Source organism: Burkholderia sp. BCC1996 (assembly GCF_905339955.1).
Lineage (GTDB): Bacteria > Pseudomonadota > Gammaproteobacteria > Burkholderiales > Burkholderiaceae > Burkholderia.
This window is the reverse complement of the sequence record NZ_CAJPHM010000034.1, coordinates 59,900-74,746: the sequence shown is the minus strand read 5'-3', so window position 1 is coordinate 74,746 and position 14,847 is coordinate 59,900. Positions and strand designations below refer to the sequence as shown.

The 14,847-nt window shown below is 67.3% G+C and carries 13 protein-coding genes; 9 read left to right on the top strand and 4 right to left on the bottom strand.

All coding sequences use genetic code 11. From position 1 onward, the window contains the following. Positions 1-342: 342 nt before the first annotated feature. The 3 genes from U4Z64_RS33090 to U4Z64_RS33080 form a co-directional block, all read right to left on the bottom strand. Positions 343-711 carry an addiction module antidote protein gene (locus U4Z64_RS33090; RefSeq protein WP_124519438.1) on the bottom strand — a complete coding sequence of 123 codons (369 nt, stop codon included), beginning with the start codon at positions 709-711 and terminating at the stop codon, positions 343-345. Positions 712-713: 2 nt separating this feature from the next. Continuing rightward, complete coding sequence (locus U4Z64_RS33085) at positions 714-1,010, bottom strand: type II toxin-antitoxin system RelE/ParE family toxin (protein ID WP_059449128.1); 297 nt, start codon at positions 1,008-1,010, stop codon at positions 714-716. 89 nt (positions 1,011-1,099) lie between these two features. Beyond that, positions 1,100-1,729, bottom strand: a complete 630-nt coding sequence (locus U4Z64_RS33080) for a helix-turn-helix domain-containing protein (RefSeq protein ID WP_321822187.1) — start codon at positions 1,727-1,729, stop codon at positions 1,100-1,102. A 477-nt stretch (positions 1,730-2,206) separates the two neighbouring features. On the opposite strand from U4Z64_RS33080, the gene U4Z64_RS33075 reads away from it, so the two are divergent. The 7 genes from U4Z64_RS33075 (at position 2,207) to U4Z64_RS33045 (ending at position 12,384) form a co-directional block, all read left to right on the top strand. Further along, positions 2,207-3,373 carry an efflux RND transporter periplasmic adaptor subunit gene (locus U4Z64_RS33075; RefSeq protein WP_415750616.1) on the top strand — a complete coding sequence of 389 codons (1,167 nt, stop codon included), beginning with the start codon at positions 2,207-2,209 and terminating at the stop codon, positions 3,371-3,373. Next, positions 3,370-6,540, top strand: coding sequence for an efflux RND transporter permease subunit (locus U4Z64_RS33070; protein WP_321822183.1), 3,171 nt, complete (start codon positions 3,370-3,372; stop codon positions 6,538-6,540). The genes U4Z64_RS33075 and U4Z64_RS33070 overlap by 4 nt, the downstream gene beginning before the upstream one ends. Then, entirely contained in the window at positions 6,540-8,006 is a 1,467-nt protein-coding gene (locus U4Z64_RS33065; protein WP_321822182.1) for an efflux transporter outer membrane subunit, read from the top strand. Before U4Z64_RS33070 ends, U4Z64_RS33065 begins: the two co-directional genes overlap by 1 nt. A 134-nt stretch (positions 8,007-8,140) precedes the next feature. Then, positions 8,141-9,475: a paraquat-inducible protein A gene (locus U4Z64_RS33060; RefSeq protein ID WP_321810809.1), complete on the top strand. Its 1,335-nt coding sequence runs from the start codon at positions 8,141-8,143 to the stop codon at positions 9,473-9,475. Positions 9,476-9,514: 39 nt separating this feature from the next. Further along, positions 9,515-11,110, top strand: a complete 1,596-nt coding sequence (locus U4Z64_RS33055; RefSeq protein ID WP_321810810.1) for an intermembrane transport protein PqiB — start codon at positions 9,515-9,517, stop codon at positions 11,108-11,110. After that, positions 11,107-11,808 carry a PqiC family protein gene (locus U4Z64_RS33050; RefSeq protein WP_321822181.1) on the top strand — a complete coding sequence of 234 codons (702 nt, stop codon included), beginning with the start codon at positions 11,107-11,109 and terminating at the stop codon, positions 11,806-11,808. The genes U4Z64_RS33055 and U4Z64_RS33050 overlap by 4 nt, the downstream gene beginning before the upstream one ends. Positions 11,809-11,889: 81 nt before the next feature. Further along, positions 11,890-12,384 (top strand): helix-turn-helix domain-containing protein, encoded by a 495-nt coding sequence (locus U4Z64_RS33045; RefSeq protein ID WP_321822180.1) that lies wholly within the window; start codon positions 11,890-11,892, stop codon positions 12,382-12,384. 146 nt (positions 12,385-12,530) lie between these two features. Here U4Z64_RS33045 and U4Z64_RS33040 read toward each other — a convergent pair whose 3' ends face one another. Then, positions 12,531-13,280 carry a TetR/AcrR family transcriptional regulator gene (locus tag U4Z64_RS33040; protein ID WP_321822179.1) on the bottom strand — a complete coding sequence of 250 codons (750 nt, stop codon included), beginning with the start codon at positions 13,278-13,280 and terminating at the stop codon, positions 12,531-12,533. A gap of 149 nt (positions 13,281-13,429) precedes the next feature. Between U4Z64_RS33040 and U4Z64_RS33035 the strand changes: the two genes are divergently transcribed. Further along, a complete protein-coding gene (locus tag U4Z64_RS33035; protein ID WP_044843129.1) occupies positions 13,430-13,738 on the top strand; it encodes a hypothetical protein in 309 nt (102 codons plus the stop codon). Positions 13,739-13,750: 12 nt separating this feature from the next. Next, on the top strand, positions 13,751-14,821 hold the full coding sequence (locus U4Z64_RS33030; protein ID WP_321822178.1) for a VOC family protein: 1,071 nt from the start codon (positions 13,751-13,753) through the stop codon (positions 14,819-14,821). Positions 14,822-14,847: the final 26 nt, after the last annotated feature.

Sequence of the window (14,847 nt, the reverse complement as noted above, 5' to 3'; positions counted from 1 at the left end):
CCAGTAATATTGATAATTCACGTTATGTCAACTACGAGGACTGACCAAACCGATGCCCCGAAAAACTGACGCCCGACGAAATGCTCGCTTGGCTCGGCGTGCACGCGTCGCATTACCTTTCGAGCCAGCGCAACCTCGCGCACTACGTGCGTGGCAGGAACGTCGTAGACGCGATTCGCGCGCGAAGCACGACGGCCCATTCGCCGCCGCCCTCGCGCGGTGATTGAACGACTGGCTCGACGAAGAAGTCGTGAGCTTCGATCCATACGCCATTCCGCCGGCCCAGCCGGCTGCATAGACCACGGCGGACCGGCGCGACATTCGCGGTCGGCCCCGGTGACGCTACGCATGCGCCGCAGTGCGGGCGCGCGGGCGGGCGCGCGTTCGTGTCGGAGCTGGCTCCGGCGTCGCTTCGGCCGCCGACTGTGCCGGCGCAACGGTCAGATGCAATCCCAACGCGCCGACAACCTTCATGATCGTTGCAAACTCCGCGTTCCCACCTTCCGACAGCGCACGATAGAGTGCTTCCCGCTTTACGCCGGACTCGCGCGCCAGCGCGGTCATGCCGCGCGCTTTCGCGACGTTCCCGAGCGCGGCCTGGATCAGGCGCGGATCGCCATCTTCGAACGCTTGCGCCAGGTAGTGACGAATCGTTTCCTCGTCCTTCAGGTACTTCGAGCCGTCGAATTCGGCCAGTTCGCTGATTTTCATCTTCAATCCTCCAGTTCACCGGCGATTTGCTTCGCCGTCTTGATGTCCTTTTTTTGCGTCGACTTGTCCCCGCCACACAACACCACGACGATGATTTTTCCGCGCCGCACGAAGTAGGCCCGGTATCCCGGCCCTACGTCGATCTTCATTTCGTTGACACCGTCACCGACTGCGCGCCACTGGCCAAGGTTGCCGAGCTTCGCCCGCTCGATGCGCAGACTGATTGCCGCGCTGCCGACCGGATCGCGAAGCCCATCGAGCCAGCTATCAAATTGGGGGGTGGTCAGGACTTTGAACATGAATGAATTGTAACCCATAGGGGACACCATAGCCACTGTCTCGTCGCCCAACTGGATCGGCCGGCCCCCGCGTCGGCACCCACCAACCGTCAACTACTCTCCGCAGCGGAGAAGTCGCCGGGCGGCAATGGTCGATTCGCCACGTCCTTTGCTTCGGCGCGCGTCAGGCCGAGCGTCTGCAATACCATCGCCGCGGCCCGCTCGGGAAGCCGGCCTTCGTCTCCCGCCGGCGTCCTCGCTTCGCCCTCAGCCGTGTCGGCCGCGTAGCACTCCGCCGCGATCGCCGCCAGGATCGTCCCCGTCATCGCGAGCACGCTCATGAACGGATCGCCGACGACGAAGCGGCGTGCCGCGATTCCGCGCTCGCTGTCCCGCCGCAAGTGCCGGCCCAGCCCGTGGTCGAGCGCACGCGCGGAAAAGCCCTCCCGCATCAGGAACCGCCCCCAGAGCCGCTCGCGGCGCGCGCGCATCAGCGTGTGACGCACGCAAACCGACACGACCTCGGCCGGATCCGACAAACCGCTCGCAAGACGCTCGAGCCCGTCCGCGAAATCGTCGAACACCCACTCGGTCAGCGCGGCGAAGATGCCGTCCTTCGATTCGAAGTGGTAGTAAAACGAGCCGAACCCCACATCCGCCGCCTCGGTGATCTCGCTGATCGCGACGTTGTCCCTGCCCTTTTCCGCCATCAGGCCGAACGCCGCCCGCAGCAAGCGCATACGTGTCGCCTCCTTGCGCCGGGCGCCGCGCGGTTGACGCTGTTCCGCTTCGGCCACTGACGCATTCGGGCGACGCGGCCGGACCGGTTTGTCGTCCACGAGCGCACCTTCCCTTTCCATAAGAATTTTCTGCATGATGCAATTCTAGATGACTCACTCATACTTGACAACATTATCAGTTATGAGTCTAATCTCGAAAACAGCAGAACCGGTTCCTGTCCGGACACTGTTCCGGACCCACGTCAGCGAACGTCGGTGACGCGCAGGCGGCCCCGTCGGCACACTCGGCGGCCATCGTCGTGCGCAAGCCGTGTCATATCGGCAATCGGAACGATCTGCACCTCGAACGTCGGAGTACTGATTGATCGTCATGCGCACCGTCGGCGGAGACGCCCTCGCGCGCCTGCATAAACCGGGGTGACCCGCCGTGGTCGCCGAACCATTTTTAGTTTGACCCTCACTTGTCTTGGAAACATCGTGAAATCACCCGGACTTGACGCGCGGACCCCAACGCGCCCGCTTCTGACACGCATCGCGCCACCGCTTCGGCGCGCCCCGATCGCATTCGCCTGCTGTGCGATTCTTCTCGCGGCTTGCCACTCGCACGAGGCCCCGGCGCCCGAACTGCAACCAGTGGTCGCGCTGCCGGTTCATGCGGACGACGGCGTAGTGCAGCGCGTGCTGCCCGCGCAGGTTCAGGCGCGATATTCGACGCCGCTGTCGTTCCGGGTCGGCGGCAAGATCGTCGAGCGGCGCGTGCGAATCGGCGACACCGTCAAGGCCGGCCAGGCCCTCGCGATGCTCGATCCGGCCGATCTGCACAACACGTTGCTGAACGCGCGCGCGCAGCTCGATGCCGCCGAGCATCGCGTCGCCTATGCGAAGCAGCAACTGGATCGCGACCGCGCGCAGGCTCAGGCCAACCTGATCGCGCCCGCGCAGCTCGAGACAACGCAGGACGCGTATGCATCGGCGGTCGCGCAACGCGATTCCGCGCTCGCGCAAATGGCGCTCGCAGGCGATCACCTGCGCTACGCGACGCTGGTCGCGGATCACGACGGCGTCATCACGTCGGAGGATGCCGATACCGGGCAGAACGTCGAGCCCGGCCAGGCGGTGTTTCATCTGGACTGGAGCGGCGACCTCGACATCGTCTGCGACGTCGCGGAGCGCGATCTGCGCGATCTCGCGGTCGGCCGCACCGCGCACGTCAGCCTGACGGCACTGCCGGGCAAGGTGCTCGACGCACGCGTGCGCGAAGTCGCGGCGGTCGCTGATCCGCAAAGCCGCACCTGGCGCGTGAAGCTGACGCTGGTCGCGCCGGGGCCGGACGTCCGCTCCGGGATGACCGCCAGCATCTCGTTCGACGGCGCCGCCGACACCACCGCGGACCACGCGATCACGCTGCCGGCCACTGCACTCTTCCATCGCGGCGAAGCGCCGGCGGTCTGGGTCATTCGCAAAGGCAGCGACACGCTGGAACTGCGCCCGGTGACGGTCGGACGCTACGACGAGCGTACGGTCACGGTCACGTCCGGCCTCGCGGAAAACGAGCGTGTCGTGATGCAAGGCGTCCATACGGTGAGTACCGGCCAGCACGTGCGCGTGGTGCCGCCGCTGCATGCGGAGGACTTCGCATCATGAACGCTCCAGAACACCGGTCCTCGACGGACGGTGCGCTCGGCGCACAAAGCGGTGCCACGTCGCGCGACGACGGCGGTTTCAATCTGTCGGCATGGGCGCTGAAGCATCAGCAACTGGTGATCTTCCTGATCGGCCTCGCGACGATCTTCGGCATGATCGGCTATACGCGCCTCGCGCAATCGGAGGATCCGCCGTTCACGTTCCGAACCATGGTGATCCAGACCTATTGGCCGGGCGCCACGGCGCGCGAAGTGCAGGAACAGGTCACGGACCGGATCGGCCGCCAGCTCCAGGCCGCGCCTTACGTCGATAACATCAAGAGCTATTCGCGCCCCGGCGAGTCGATGATCTTCTTTGCGATGAAGGATTCGGCGCCGGTCGACCAGGTGCCGGAAACCTGGTATCAGGTGCGCAAGAAGGTCGGCGACATCCGGGCGACGCTGCCGAAGGGCACTGTCGGCCCGTTCTTCAACGACGAATTCGGCGACGTCTACACCAACATCTATGCGCTCGAAGGCGACGGCTACTCGCCCGCGCAACTGCACGATTACGCGGACAAGCTGCGCACCGTGCTGTTGCGCGTGCCGGGTGTCGCGAAGGTCGACTACTTCGGCGACCCCGCCCAGCACGTATTCGTCGAGATCTCGAACGCGCAACTGACGCGGCTCGCGATCACGCCGCAGCAGCTCGCGCAGGCCATCGACGCGCAAAACGCCGTCGCACCGGTCGGCACGATCACGACATCGGACGACCGCGTGTTCGTGCGGCCGAGCGGTGCGTTCAAGGACACGCAGGCGCTCGCCGACATGCTGATCACGGTGAACGGCCGGACGTTCCGGCTCGGCGACGTTGCGAAGGTCGCGCGCGGCTACGACGATCCGCCCGTCACGCAGATGCGTACGAACGGTCACGCGGTGCTCGGCATCGGCGTCACGATGCAAAAAGGCGGAGACGTGATCGACCTCGGCAAGGCGCTCGACGCGAAGGCAGCCGAGCTCCGGGCCGGCTTGCCGGCCGGACTGAAGCTGGCCGCGGTGTCGAGCATGCCGCATGCCGTCAAGCACTCGGTGGACGATTTCGTCGAAGCGGTCGGCGAAGCCGTCGCGATCGTGCTCGTCGTCAGCCTCGTGTCGCTGGGCCTGCGCACCGGCATGGTTGTCGTCATCACGATTCCGATCGTGCTCGCCGTGACGGCACTGTGCATGCACGTGTTCGGCATCGGCCTCGACAAGGTGTCGCTCGGCACGCTGGTGCTCGCGCTGGGGCTGCTGGTGGACGATGCGATCATCGCCGTCGAAATGATGGCGGTGAAGCTCGAGCAGGGTTGGAGCCGCGCGCGCGCGGCGGCCTTCGCCTACACGAGCACGGCGTTCCCGATGCTGACCGGCACGCTCGTCACGGTATCCGGCTTCCTGCCGATCGCGCTCGCGAAATCGAGCACCGGCGAATACACGCGGTCGATCTTCGAGGTGTCCGCGATCTCGCTGATCGTGTCGTGGTTCGCGGCCGTCGTGCTGGTGCCGCTGCTCGGCTACCACATGCTTCCCGAGCAGCAGCATCACGACGCTCATGCACATGGGCAGGACGTTTATGAAACGGGCTTTTACCGGCGGCTGTCCGGATGGATCTCGGCGTGCATCGAGCGCCGCTGGGTGGTGCTGGGCGTAACGGCCGTGCTGTTCGCGATCGCGATGGCGGCATTCACGCGCGTGCCACAGCAATTTTTCCCGAACTCTGAGCGCCCCGAACTGCTGGTCGACCTGCGCCTGCCGGAAGGCGCTTCGTTCGACGCGACACTGCGTGAGGCCACGCGGCTCGAGAAGGTGCTCGACGGTCGGCCCGAAATCGATCACGTCGTCGATTTCGTCGGCACCGGTGCGCCGCGCTTCTACCTGCCGCTCGACCAGCAGCTCCAGCAGCCGAACTTCGCGCAGTTCGTGATCACGGCCAAGGACGTCGAATCGCGCGACCGCTTGTCGCATTGGCTCGAGTCGACGCTGGCAAGCCGCTTTCCGACCGTGCGCACGCGCGTCGCGCGCCTCGAGAACGGGCCGCCCGTCGGCTTTCCGATCAAGTTCCGCGTGAGCGGCGACGACATCGCGACCGTTCGCGGCATTGCCGAAAAAGTGGCGGACAAGATGCGCGCCGATGCCCGCACGCGCAACGTGCAGTTCGACTGGGACGAGCCGGCGGAGCGATCGGTGTCGTTCGAAATCGATCAACTGAAGGCACGCCAGCTCGGCGTGACGTCGGAAGACGTGTCGAGTTTCCTCGCGATGACGCTGTCCGGCTATACGGTCACGCAGTATCGCGAACGCGACAAGCTGATCGACGTCGACCTGCGTGCGCCGAAGCGCGAACGGATCGACCCGTCGCAGCTCGCCGGCCTGGCGATCCCGACGCCGCACGGCCCGGTGCCGCTCGGCACGATCGGCCACGTGCGCGACACGCTCGAATACGGCGTGATCTGGGAACGCGACCGCCAGCCGACCGTCACGGTGCAGGCCGACGTTCGTGGCGAAGCGCCGAGCATCGGCGTGACGCGCGCCATCGACGGCACCCTGGCGACGCTGCGCGCCACGCTGCCGACCGGTTACCGGATCGAGATCGGCGGTGCAGCCGAGGAGAGCATGAAGGGCCAGACGTCGATCAACGCGCAGATGCCGCTCATGATCATCGCGGTGCTGACGCTGCTGATGATCCAGCTCAAGCGCTTCTCGCGCACCTTCATCGTCGTGCTGACGGCCCCGCTCGGCCTGATCGGCGTGGTCGCGGCGCTGCTGCTGTTCGGCAAGCCGTTCGGCTTCGTCGCGCTGCTCGGCGTGATCGCGATGTTCGGGATCATCATGCGCAACTCGGTGATCCTGGTCGACCAGATCGACCAGGACATCGCGGCCGGGCAGCCACGCTTCACCGCGATCGTGGGCGCGACCGTGCGCCGCTTCCGGCCGATCATGCTGACCGCCGCGGCCGCCGTGCTCGCGCTGATTCCGCTGTTGCGTTCCGGCTTCTTCGGTCCGATGGCCACCGCGCTGATGGGCGGCATCACGATCGCGACGGTGCTGACCATCTTCTTCCTGCCGGCCCTCTACGCGACCTGCTTCAAGGTGCGCAGCGACGAACGCGAGTCGCGCGCGATGGACGTCGCGTCCTCGGAGACATGCTGATGAAATTTCCCCTTACCACATCGGTGCTCGCCGCGAGCGCGGCGCTCTGCCTGAGCGGCTGTGCAATGGCCCCGAGCAGCACACCGCCCGCGATGCCGTCGCCGGCGCACTACGGCGCGACGCCTCAGGCGCCGCGCACCGCCGAAGCGGCAGGCGTCGCGCAGCAGTTCGACGTCGGCGCCGCGCCCGTCCCGCAATGGTGGCGCCTGTACCGGTCCAGCGCGCTCGACGCGCTGGTCGACGAAGGCCTGCGCGCGAACCCGACGCTGGCCGCGGCGGAAAAGACGCTCGCCGCCGCGCAGGAGGAGCTGCGCGCGCAGATCGGCGCGTCGACGCTGCCGTCGATCGACGCGAACGCGCAGGTGGCCCGCACGCGCACGCCCGACATCTCCGGCGCGGGCGCGCAAAGCCTGCGCTACAACGTCTTCGTCGGGCAACTGCAGGCGCATTACACCTTCGACCTGTTCGGCGCCACGCGATACGCGAACGAGGCGAGCGCCGCGCGCGTCGACGTGCACGGTTGCGAACTCGAAGCGGCAAGGCGTGCGCTGGCGGCCAACATCGTCGGCACCGCCATCCGCGCCGCGACGCTCGACCGCCAGATCCTGCTGACGGAGCGCCTGGTCGCCGTTGCCGAGGCATCCGCGCTCGAAGACCAGCAGCGTTACGCGCTCGGCGCGGTGTCCCACGTGCAGGCGCTGGCGTCGACACAGGGTGCGGCGTCGCTCGCCGCGACGCTGCCGCCGCTGCGCCAGCAGCGTGCGAGCGCGGTTCATGCGCTCGCGATCCTGCTGGGCCGCACGCCCGACGCGCCACCGCCGGTCCCCTCCTTCACCGGACTGTCGCTGCCGGAACACGTGCCCGTGGTCGTGCCGTCCGACCTGCTGAAGGCACGGCCGGACATCCGCGCGGCCGCGGCAGCCGTGAAAGCGGCATCGGCGGACGTCGGCGAGGCGACCGCCCAGTTGTTCCCGAGCCTGTCGCTCACCGCGACGATGGGGCGCGGCGGCTTCAGCTGGCCAGCGCTGTTGTCGGGCGCGGGCGGGCTGTGGGCCGTCGGCGCCGGGCTGTCGCAGCCGATCTTCCACGGCGGTGCGCTGCTGGCTCACCGGCGGGCGTCGCGCGATGCGTACGACGCCGCGGTGCTGCAGTACAAGGCGGCGGTGCTGTCCGCATTCGGCGATGTCGCCGATTCGCTCGCCGCGCTGGACAACGACGCGCAAGGGCTGGCCGCGAACGAACTCGCGGCGCGCGCGGCAGGCGAGGCTTTCCATGAAACGGCGCAACGCCGCACATTGGGTGCCGTTCCGATGTCCGCGCAACGGTCGAGCGAACAGCTCTATCTGAACGCGGAACTCGATGCGGTGCGTGCCGCGAGCCGCCGGATGACCGATACGGCGGCGCTGCTGCAGGCAATGGGCGAACTGCCGCCCGCCACCGGTACGACGGTCGCGGCCCGGCAATAGCCGCTGCTTGCGTCGATTCGATGGACCGGCCGCGCGCCTTCGGGCCGCACCGGTCCGCAATCTCGAAGCCCGATGCCCGGCGTACCGTGCATCGCGCGGCGCCGCGCCTTCATTACCCGCATGGTTGATTCCCGATGAAATCCGACAACCTGGTCGCCTGCCACGAATGCGACCTGCTGATTCAGCGTCCGCCGCGCCTGCGCGCGCTGACGGCGCACTGCCCGAGATGCCACGCTCGCGTGAGCGGTGCGGCGCACGGCCGCCGCTCGCTCGACCGGCTGTGCGCATTGACGGTCGCCGCGCTGGTGACGTGTTGCGTCGCGCAGGCCTTTCCGATCGTCGCGCTCGATGCGGCCGGCATCGCGTCGCATGCGACGCTCGGTGACGCGGTTCGCGCGCTATGGTCGAACGGTCAGCCGCTGGTGGCCGCGCTCGTGTTCTGCACGACGATGCTGTTTCCGATACTGGAGCTGGCCGCATGGATGTACCTGCTCGTGCCGTTGCGCGCGGGCCGCGTACCGCGCCACTTCGCGCAAGTGCTGCGCGGCATTCACCGATTGCGGCCGTGGAGCATGGTCGAGGTGCTGATGCTCGGCGTGCTCATCACGATCGTCAAACTGACGAGCCTCGCACACGTGCTTGCCGGGCCCGCGCTATTCGCGTTCGCCGGGCTTACCGTGATGCTCTGCGTGCTGTCGACGATCGAACCGGCCCGATTGTGGGAAGCGCACGACGAACTCGTCGCACTGCGGCCAGGCGATGCCGACCGTGCGAAACCGCCCCGCCCCGACACGACGCGACATGCGGCGCCCCGGGCCGCGGAAAGCAGCGGATCGGCGGGCATGACGGCCCGCGCCGCGGGATGGATCGCCTGTCACCTCTGCGCGCGCGTGCAGCCGGCACACACATGCGGCGAGCGCTGCACGCGCTGCGGATCGCCGCTGCACGCGCGCCGTCCGCACAGCATCGCGCGCACGGGCGCGCTCGTCGCTGCCGCTGCGTTGCTCTATATCCCGGCGAACCTGTTGCCCGTCATGCACGCGACCTCGCTCGGCCGGGCCGAGGACGACACGATCCTCGGCGGTGTCGCGTACTTCTGGACGTCCGGCGACTGGGCGCTCGCCGTCATCGTGTTCATCGCGAGTGTGCTCGTGCCGATGCTCAAACTTGCGGCCCTCGCATTCCAGGCGATCGCCGCCCATCGCGGCGTGCAATGGCGGCCGCTCGAACGAGCCCGGCTGCATCGGCTGGTCGAGCGCGTGGGCCGCTGGTCGATGCTCGACGTATTCGTCGTGGCGCTCACGATCGCGCTCGTGCATTTCGGCTCGCTCGCCGACATCACGCCCGGCCCCGGCGCGCTCGCGTTCGGCGCCGTGGTCGTGCTGACCATGTGCGCGTCGATGCAGTTCGATCCTCGGCTCATCTGGGACGGCGCGCCCCGCCCCGCCGCCGCCCATCACCAACCTTGAACCGGCGCAAGCGCCCGCTTTATTTCGAATTCCAAAACGATGTCTTCTTTCGATTTCTCGCCACCCGAGATCCGGCCGCGCAGCCGCTGGATCCCGTCTCTCGTCTGGATCGTGCCGCTCGTTTGCGCGCTGATCGGGCTGTCGCTCGTGATCCGGACCGTCACCGCCAACGGTCCGACGATCACGGTCACGTTCGCCAACGCCGAGGGCCTCGAAGCCGGCAAGACCAAGGTCCGCTACAAGGACGTCGATATCGGCTCCGTCCAGACCATCACGCTCACCCCTGATTTCAAGCGCGTGGTCGTCGGCATTCAGCTGACGCACGACGCCGCGCGCTTCGCGAACCGCGACACGCGCTTCTGGGTCGTTCGACCGCGCGTCGGTGCCACCGGCATTTCCGGCCTCGGCACGCTGCTCTCCGGCGCATTCATCGGCGCGGATCTCGGCCGCTCGTCGCAGAAGCAGACCGATTTCACCGGTCTCGAGACGCCGCCCGCCGTCACCGCGGACCAGCAGGGCCGACGCTTTCTGCTGCACGGCGACTCGCTGGGCTCGGTCGACATCGGCTCGCCGGTGTTCTACCGGCATGTGCAGGTCGGTCAGGTCGTGGGATTCTCGCTCGACAAGGACGGTACGGGCGTCGACGTTCAGGCGTTCGTGAAAGCGCCCTACGACAAGTACGTCAGCGTCAATACGCGCTGGTGGCACGCGAGCGGCGTGGATCTTCGGCTCGATTCGAGCGGCCTGAAACTCAACACGCAGTCGCTGGCGACCGTGATCGTCGGCGGTCTCGCGTTTCAGTCGCCGCCCGGACAAGCGGACGCGCCGCAGGCAGCCGACAACACGCCGTTCCGGCTCGCCCCCGACGAAGCCGACGCGATGCGCGACCCCGACGGCACGCCGCTGATGGTCGTCATGCGCTTCGACCAGTCGCTGCGCGGGCTGTCGGTCGGCGCGCCGGTCGATCTGCGGGGCATCGTGCTCGGTCAGGTCACGAACATCGGGATCGAGTACAACGAACACACGCGCAACTTCAGCATGAAGGTCGCGATGGCGCTGTATCCGTCACGACTGAGCCGACACAGCGATACGGCGCTGCCCGCGCCCGATACGGCCGGCGGCCACGAACTGCTCCAGCACCTGGTGCTCCAGGGGCTGCGCGGGCAGTTGCGTACCGGCAGCCTGCTGACCGGTCAGCTCTATGTGGCGCTCGACATGTTCCCGAAGGCGCCGCACGCGAGCGTCGACGCGCGCCGCACGCCGGTGGAACTGCCGACCGTGCCCAACACGCTCGACGAACTGCAGGTGCAGATCGCCGACATCGCGCGCAAGCTCGATCAGGTGCCGTTCGACCGGATCGGCAACAATCTGAACGGCGCGCTCGCGCATGCGAACCAGTTGTTCGGTCACCTCGATGAGCAGGTCGTGCCGCAGGCGCGCGACACGCTGGCCGCCGCGCAACGCACGTTCAGCGCGGCAGAGTCGACGTTGGGGCAGAATTCGCCGATGCAGTCGGACGTTCATGAGGCGATGCAGTCGCTCACGCAAACGCTGCAGTCGTTGAATGCGCTTGCGGACTATCTGGAACGTCATCCCGAATCGCTGCTGTTCGGCAAGAAGGGAGACCGCCAATGAAAGCGCGTTCGTTCGGTCGTCTCCGTATGCCGGCGCGCATCGCGACGTGCGTCGCACTCGCGGTGCTGAGCGCGTGCGCGTCGCCGCCGGTGCATTTCCATACCCTCGCGGTGGCGGACGATGCGGGTGCCGAGGCCGCCGCATCGCATCCCGCCTGGCTGATCGACATCCAGGCCGTGCACGTCGTGGCGCCTGCGGACGGCAACCGGCTCGTCGTGCAACGCGGCCCCGATCGGACCGACATCCTGGAGCAGGAGCGCTGGGCCGCGCCGCTCGGCGACGAGATGCGCGGCGGACTGTCGACGCGCGTCGCGTCCCGGCTCGGCACGATCGATGTTCATCGCGTCGCCCACCCGGACGGCGCGCCCGTCTACCGGGTCGCGGTGGACGTCCAGCGAATCGAATCCTGGCCGGCATCGCACGTGCTGCTCGATGCGACGTGGAGTGTGAGTTCCGGGTCCGGACAGCCGGCACTGACGTGCCGCAGCATCGTTCGGTCCGGTGCGTCGACGGGCTACGAAGCACTCGTCGACGCGCAGCGTCGCGCGCTCGATGCGCTCGCGCTCGGGATCGCCGCGGGCATTCGCGCGGCGGCCGCGCACGCCGCGCCGCCGGCCGATTGCCGCGCGGGCGCACTCGGGCGCCCGATCGCACGCCCCGCTGTCGATCGCGGCGCGCCGGACGCGCTCGACGATTGAATCTGCGCCGTGACGACGCGACATTTCCCGCGGCGCGATATCGCGCCGCTTCAGCCCTTTCCACTGCACGGACAGCTCAGGATGAAACCCGCCCGCCTCACCCGTATGCAGCGCCGGCTCGACACCCGCGAACGGCTCATCGCCGCCGCTCGCGAATGCTTCATCGCGAACGGCTTCGCCGATACGACCGTCGAGCACATCGTCGAACGCGCTGGCTATACGCGCGGCGCGTTCTATGCGAACTTCGGGCACAAGCGCGAGCTGTTGATCGAGATCCTGCGTCGCGACCGCCCGAAATTACTGGCGAAAATGCGGCCGGCAGCGCATGAGCGCGAAGGCTCCCGCACCGCCGGCTCCGCGGACATCGCCACCGGCTGGGAATGTTTCCCGCTGTGGGTCGAGGTGCACCTGTACGCGCTGCGCGATGCCGGGATCCGGCAGATCGTCGACCGGCTGCACGCCGAGCCGGCGCCGCCGACTGCGGCAAGCGATACGGCAGACGCGTCGGAGCGCATGCCATCGTCGGCCGAATGGGCGGCAGTGCTCGGCGTTGCGCTGATGCGTGCCGGTGCGTAGTACGCACGGCACGAAGAGCTGACCCAGGACACCGCGATGCGTGCGCGGGCTGAACGGTGCACGCCAGGCCCGGCGCCCGAGTTAGCGGCCGGGTACCACACGAGCGCACGGGGTGGCTTGGCCGCCGCCTGCGTCACCCCATTACGTCACTGCGCCGTCTCGGCCGCATCCACAACGGGCAGCGGCCGGCTTGCGATCTTCTCGGCTTCCGCGCGCTTGAGCCCCAGCGTATGCAGCAGCGTCGCCGCCGTGCGTTCCGGAAAATGCTCTCCGTTGAATCCGAGTTCCTTCAGGACACCGGCAGCCGGTGCGCCCGGAGCGACGAAGTTGAGTTCGGCGGCAATCGCGGTGAGCACCGTACCGCCAACCGAAAGGAAGCCGACGAACGGGTCGGCGACCACGAAGCGCTTCTCGGCGATACCGCGCTCCATGTCCCGCAGCAGGCGTTGACCCAGGCCAAGCGTCAGGACGCGCGCCGAAAAGCCCTCGCGTATCAGGAAGTGTCCCCACACCGGCTCGCGCCGCGCGCGCATCAGCGTATGTCGCACCGCGACGGAAATGATCTCCGCCGGGTCGGACAAGCCGCTGGCCAGGCGATCGAGCGAATCCGCGAACTCCTCGAATACCGATTCCACGAGGGTCGCGTAGATCGCCTCCTTCGATTCGAAGTGGTTGTAGAACGAGCCGAAGCCGACGTCGGCGGCCTCGGTGATTTCGTTGATGGCAACGCCTTCCATGCCCTTCTCCGCCATCAGTCTGAGCGCGGCATCCAGCAGGCGGGCACGGGTCTCCCGCTTGCGGCGCGCGCCACGCGGCTCGCGCTCTTCGGCGACCGCGGGACTGGATGCTTCCGGAGCGGAGCGCTTTGGTGTGCGGCGGCTCGGTGTATTCGTCATGACGTTTTCGATCCTTGTTCGTGCCCAAGTATAGATTCAAATGTCTACATTGACAAAGTCATCATCTATGATTTTAATGTCATCAAGGACGGCAGAACACGGCCTCGAGAACCGATCGAACGACGAATGGAGATACGGTGGAGACACACATGCACACGGGCGCCAGCGCGTCCATTCACAACAGCTCGCACGCGTCGCCGAAGTGCGGGCTGCCTTCGATGCTCGGCGTATTGATCGCAGGATTCACGCCGGTCGGCGCCGCATCGGGCCATTTTTCGGCCAGTCACGGCGCCGGCGGCGAGGCGCGCCGCTCCCATGCGAAATCGACGAGCGACCTCGCGACATTCGTGGTCCGGCCAGTGATGTCCTGCGACGGTGAGATTGCATGCCCGCCGTTGCGCGGCAAGCCCCTCGATGCGACGGCGCCCGCCTTCGCGATTGTCATTCGACCTGCCTGATTGTCATCCGCCATGAAACTGACCACCCCACAACCGGCTCGCCACCCGCAACCCACGACGAAGGCATCGGCGCTCGCCTATCTGATCTTCGATCGCCCCGATCTCGACGAAGCAGAGCACTTTCTCAACGACTTCGGTCTCCGAACGGTGCTGCGGGATGACACGCAATTGCTGCTGCGCGGAACCGGCAGCGCACACTTCTGTTATGTCGTTCGCCACGCGCCGAAGGCCCGCTTCGTAGGCTTCGGATTGCAGGTCGACAGTCGTGCCGATCTCGAGGCGCTCGCCAAAATCCCTGGCGCGTCGGAGATCGAGGCATCGGATTGGCCAGGCGGCGGCCTCCGGGTGCGGCTCGCCGATCCGTCGGGTTTTCGGGTCGACGCGATTGCCGGCCAGACCCGGGCCGACACGTTGCCGCACCGTGCCGCGCTTTCATTCAACTCGGTCGACACGCCGTTGCGGATCAACGAAACGCAGCGGCCGCCGGCGAGCGCGCCTGAAGTCATTCGGCTCGGACACGTCGTGCTCGAACTCGCCGACTACCAGGAAACCTGCGCGTGGTACACGCGACATTTCGGGTTCATCCCCAGCGATGTCCAGGTGCTCCCGGACGGCTCACCCGCGGTTGCCTTCATGCGGCTCGATCTCGGCGACCGGCCGGCCGACCACCATACGCTCGCGCTCGCCCAGGGGTTCGTGCCGACTTATAGCCACAGCGCGTACGAACTGGTCGACGCCGATGCCGTCGGCATGGGCCAGCGCACGCTCCGCGACAACGGGTGGGCACACGCGTGGGGCATCGGCCGACACATTCTCGGCAGCCAGATCTTCGACTATTGGCAGGACCCGTGGGGCGACAAGCACGAACACTATTGCGACGGCGACCTGTTCACGGCCGACGAGCCGACGGGCGTGCACGCGGTCAGCCGCGAAGCGATGGCGCAGTGGGGCCCGACGATGCCGCGCAGCTTCACGAAGCCCCGGCTCACGCCGTCGAGCCTTGCGGCGCTGTTCCGCAACCTGCGCCGCAGTCCCGATCTGACGGTCAGCAAGCTGCTGACCCTGGCGAAGCTGTTCGCCTGATCCCCAACCGCCCATTCGACTCACGA

What these genes read in the sequence shown, in the direction of transcription:
- U4Z64_RS33060 (WP_321810809.1), top strand. Translation starts at nt 8,141, where the DNA reads ATGAAATCCGACAACCTGGTCGCCTGCCACGAATGCGACCTGCTGATT.
- U4Z64_RS33080 (WP_321822187.1), bottom strand. Translation starts at nt 1,729, where the DNA reads ATGCGCTTGCTGCGGGCGGCGTTCGGCCTGATGGCGGAAAAGGGCAGG.
- U4Z64_RS33065 (WP_321822182.1), top strand. Translation starts at nt 6,540, where the DNA reads ATGAAATTTCCCCTTACCACATCGGTGCTCGCCGCGAGCGCGGCGCTC.
- U4Z64_RS33050 (WP_321822181.1), top strand. Translation starts at nt 11,107, where the DNA reads ATGAAAGCGCGTTCGTTCGGTCGTCTCCGTATGCCGGCGCGCATCGCG.
- U4Z64_RS33070 (WP_321822183.1), top strand. Translation starts at nt 3,370, where the DNA reads ATGAACGCTCCAGAACACCGGTCCTCGACGGACGGTGCGCTCGGCGCA.
- U4Z64_RS33085 (WP_059449128.1), bottom strand. Translation starts at nt 1,010, where the DNA reads ATGTTCAAAGTCCTGACCACCCCCCAATTTGATAGCTGGCTCGATGGG.
- U4Z64_RS33030 (WP_321822178.1), top strand. Translation starts at nt 13,751, where the DNA reads ATGAAACTGACCACCCCACAACCGGCTCGCCACCCGCAACCCACGACG.
- U4Z64_RS33055 (WP_321810810.1), top strand. Translation starts at nt 9,515, where the DNA reads ATGTCTTCTTTCGATTTCTCGCCACCCGAGATCCGGCCGCGCAGCCGC.
- U4Z64_RS33040 (WP_321822179.1), bottom strand. Translation starts at nt 13,280, where the DNA reads ATGACGAATACACCGAGCCGCCGCACACCAAAGCGCTCCGCTCCGGAA.
- U4Z64_RS33035 (WP_044843129.1), top strand. Translation starts at nt 13,430, where the DNA reads ATGCACACGGGCGCCAGCGCGTCCATTCACAACAGCTCGCACGCGTCG.
- U4Z64_RS33045 (WP_321822180.1), top strand. Translation starts at nt 11,890, where the DNA reads ATGAAACCCGCCCGCCTCACCCGTATGCAGCGCCGGCTCGACACCCGC.
- U4Z64_RS33090 (WP_124519438.1), bottom strand. Translation starts at nt 711, where the DNA reads ATGAAAATCAGCGAACTGGCCGAATTCGACGGCTCGAAGTACCTGAAG.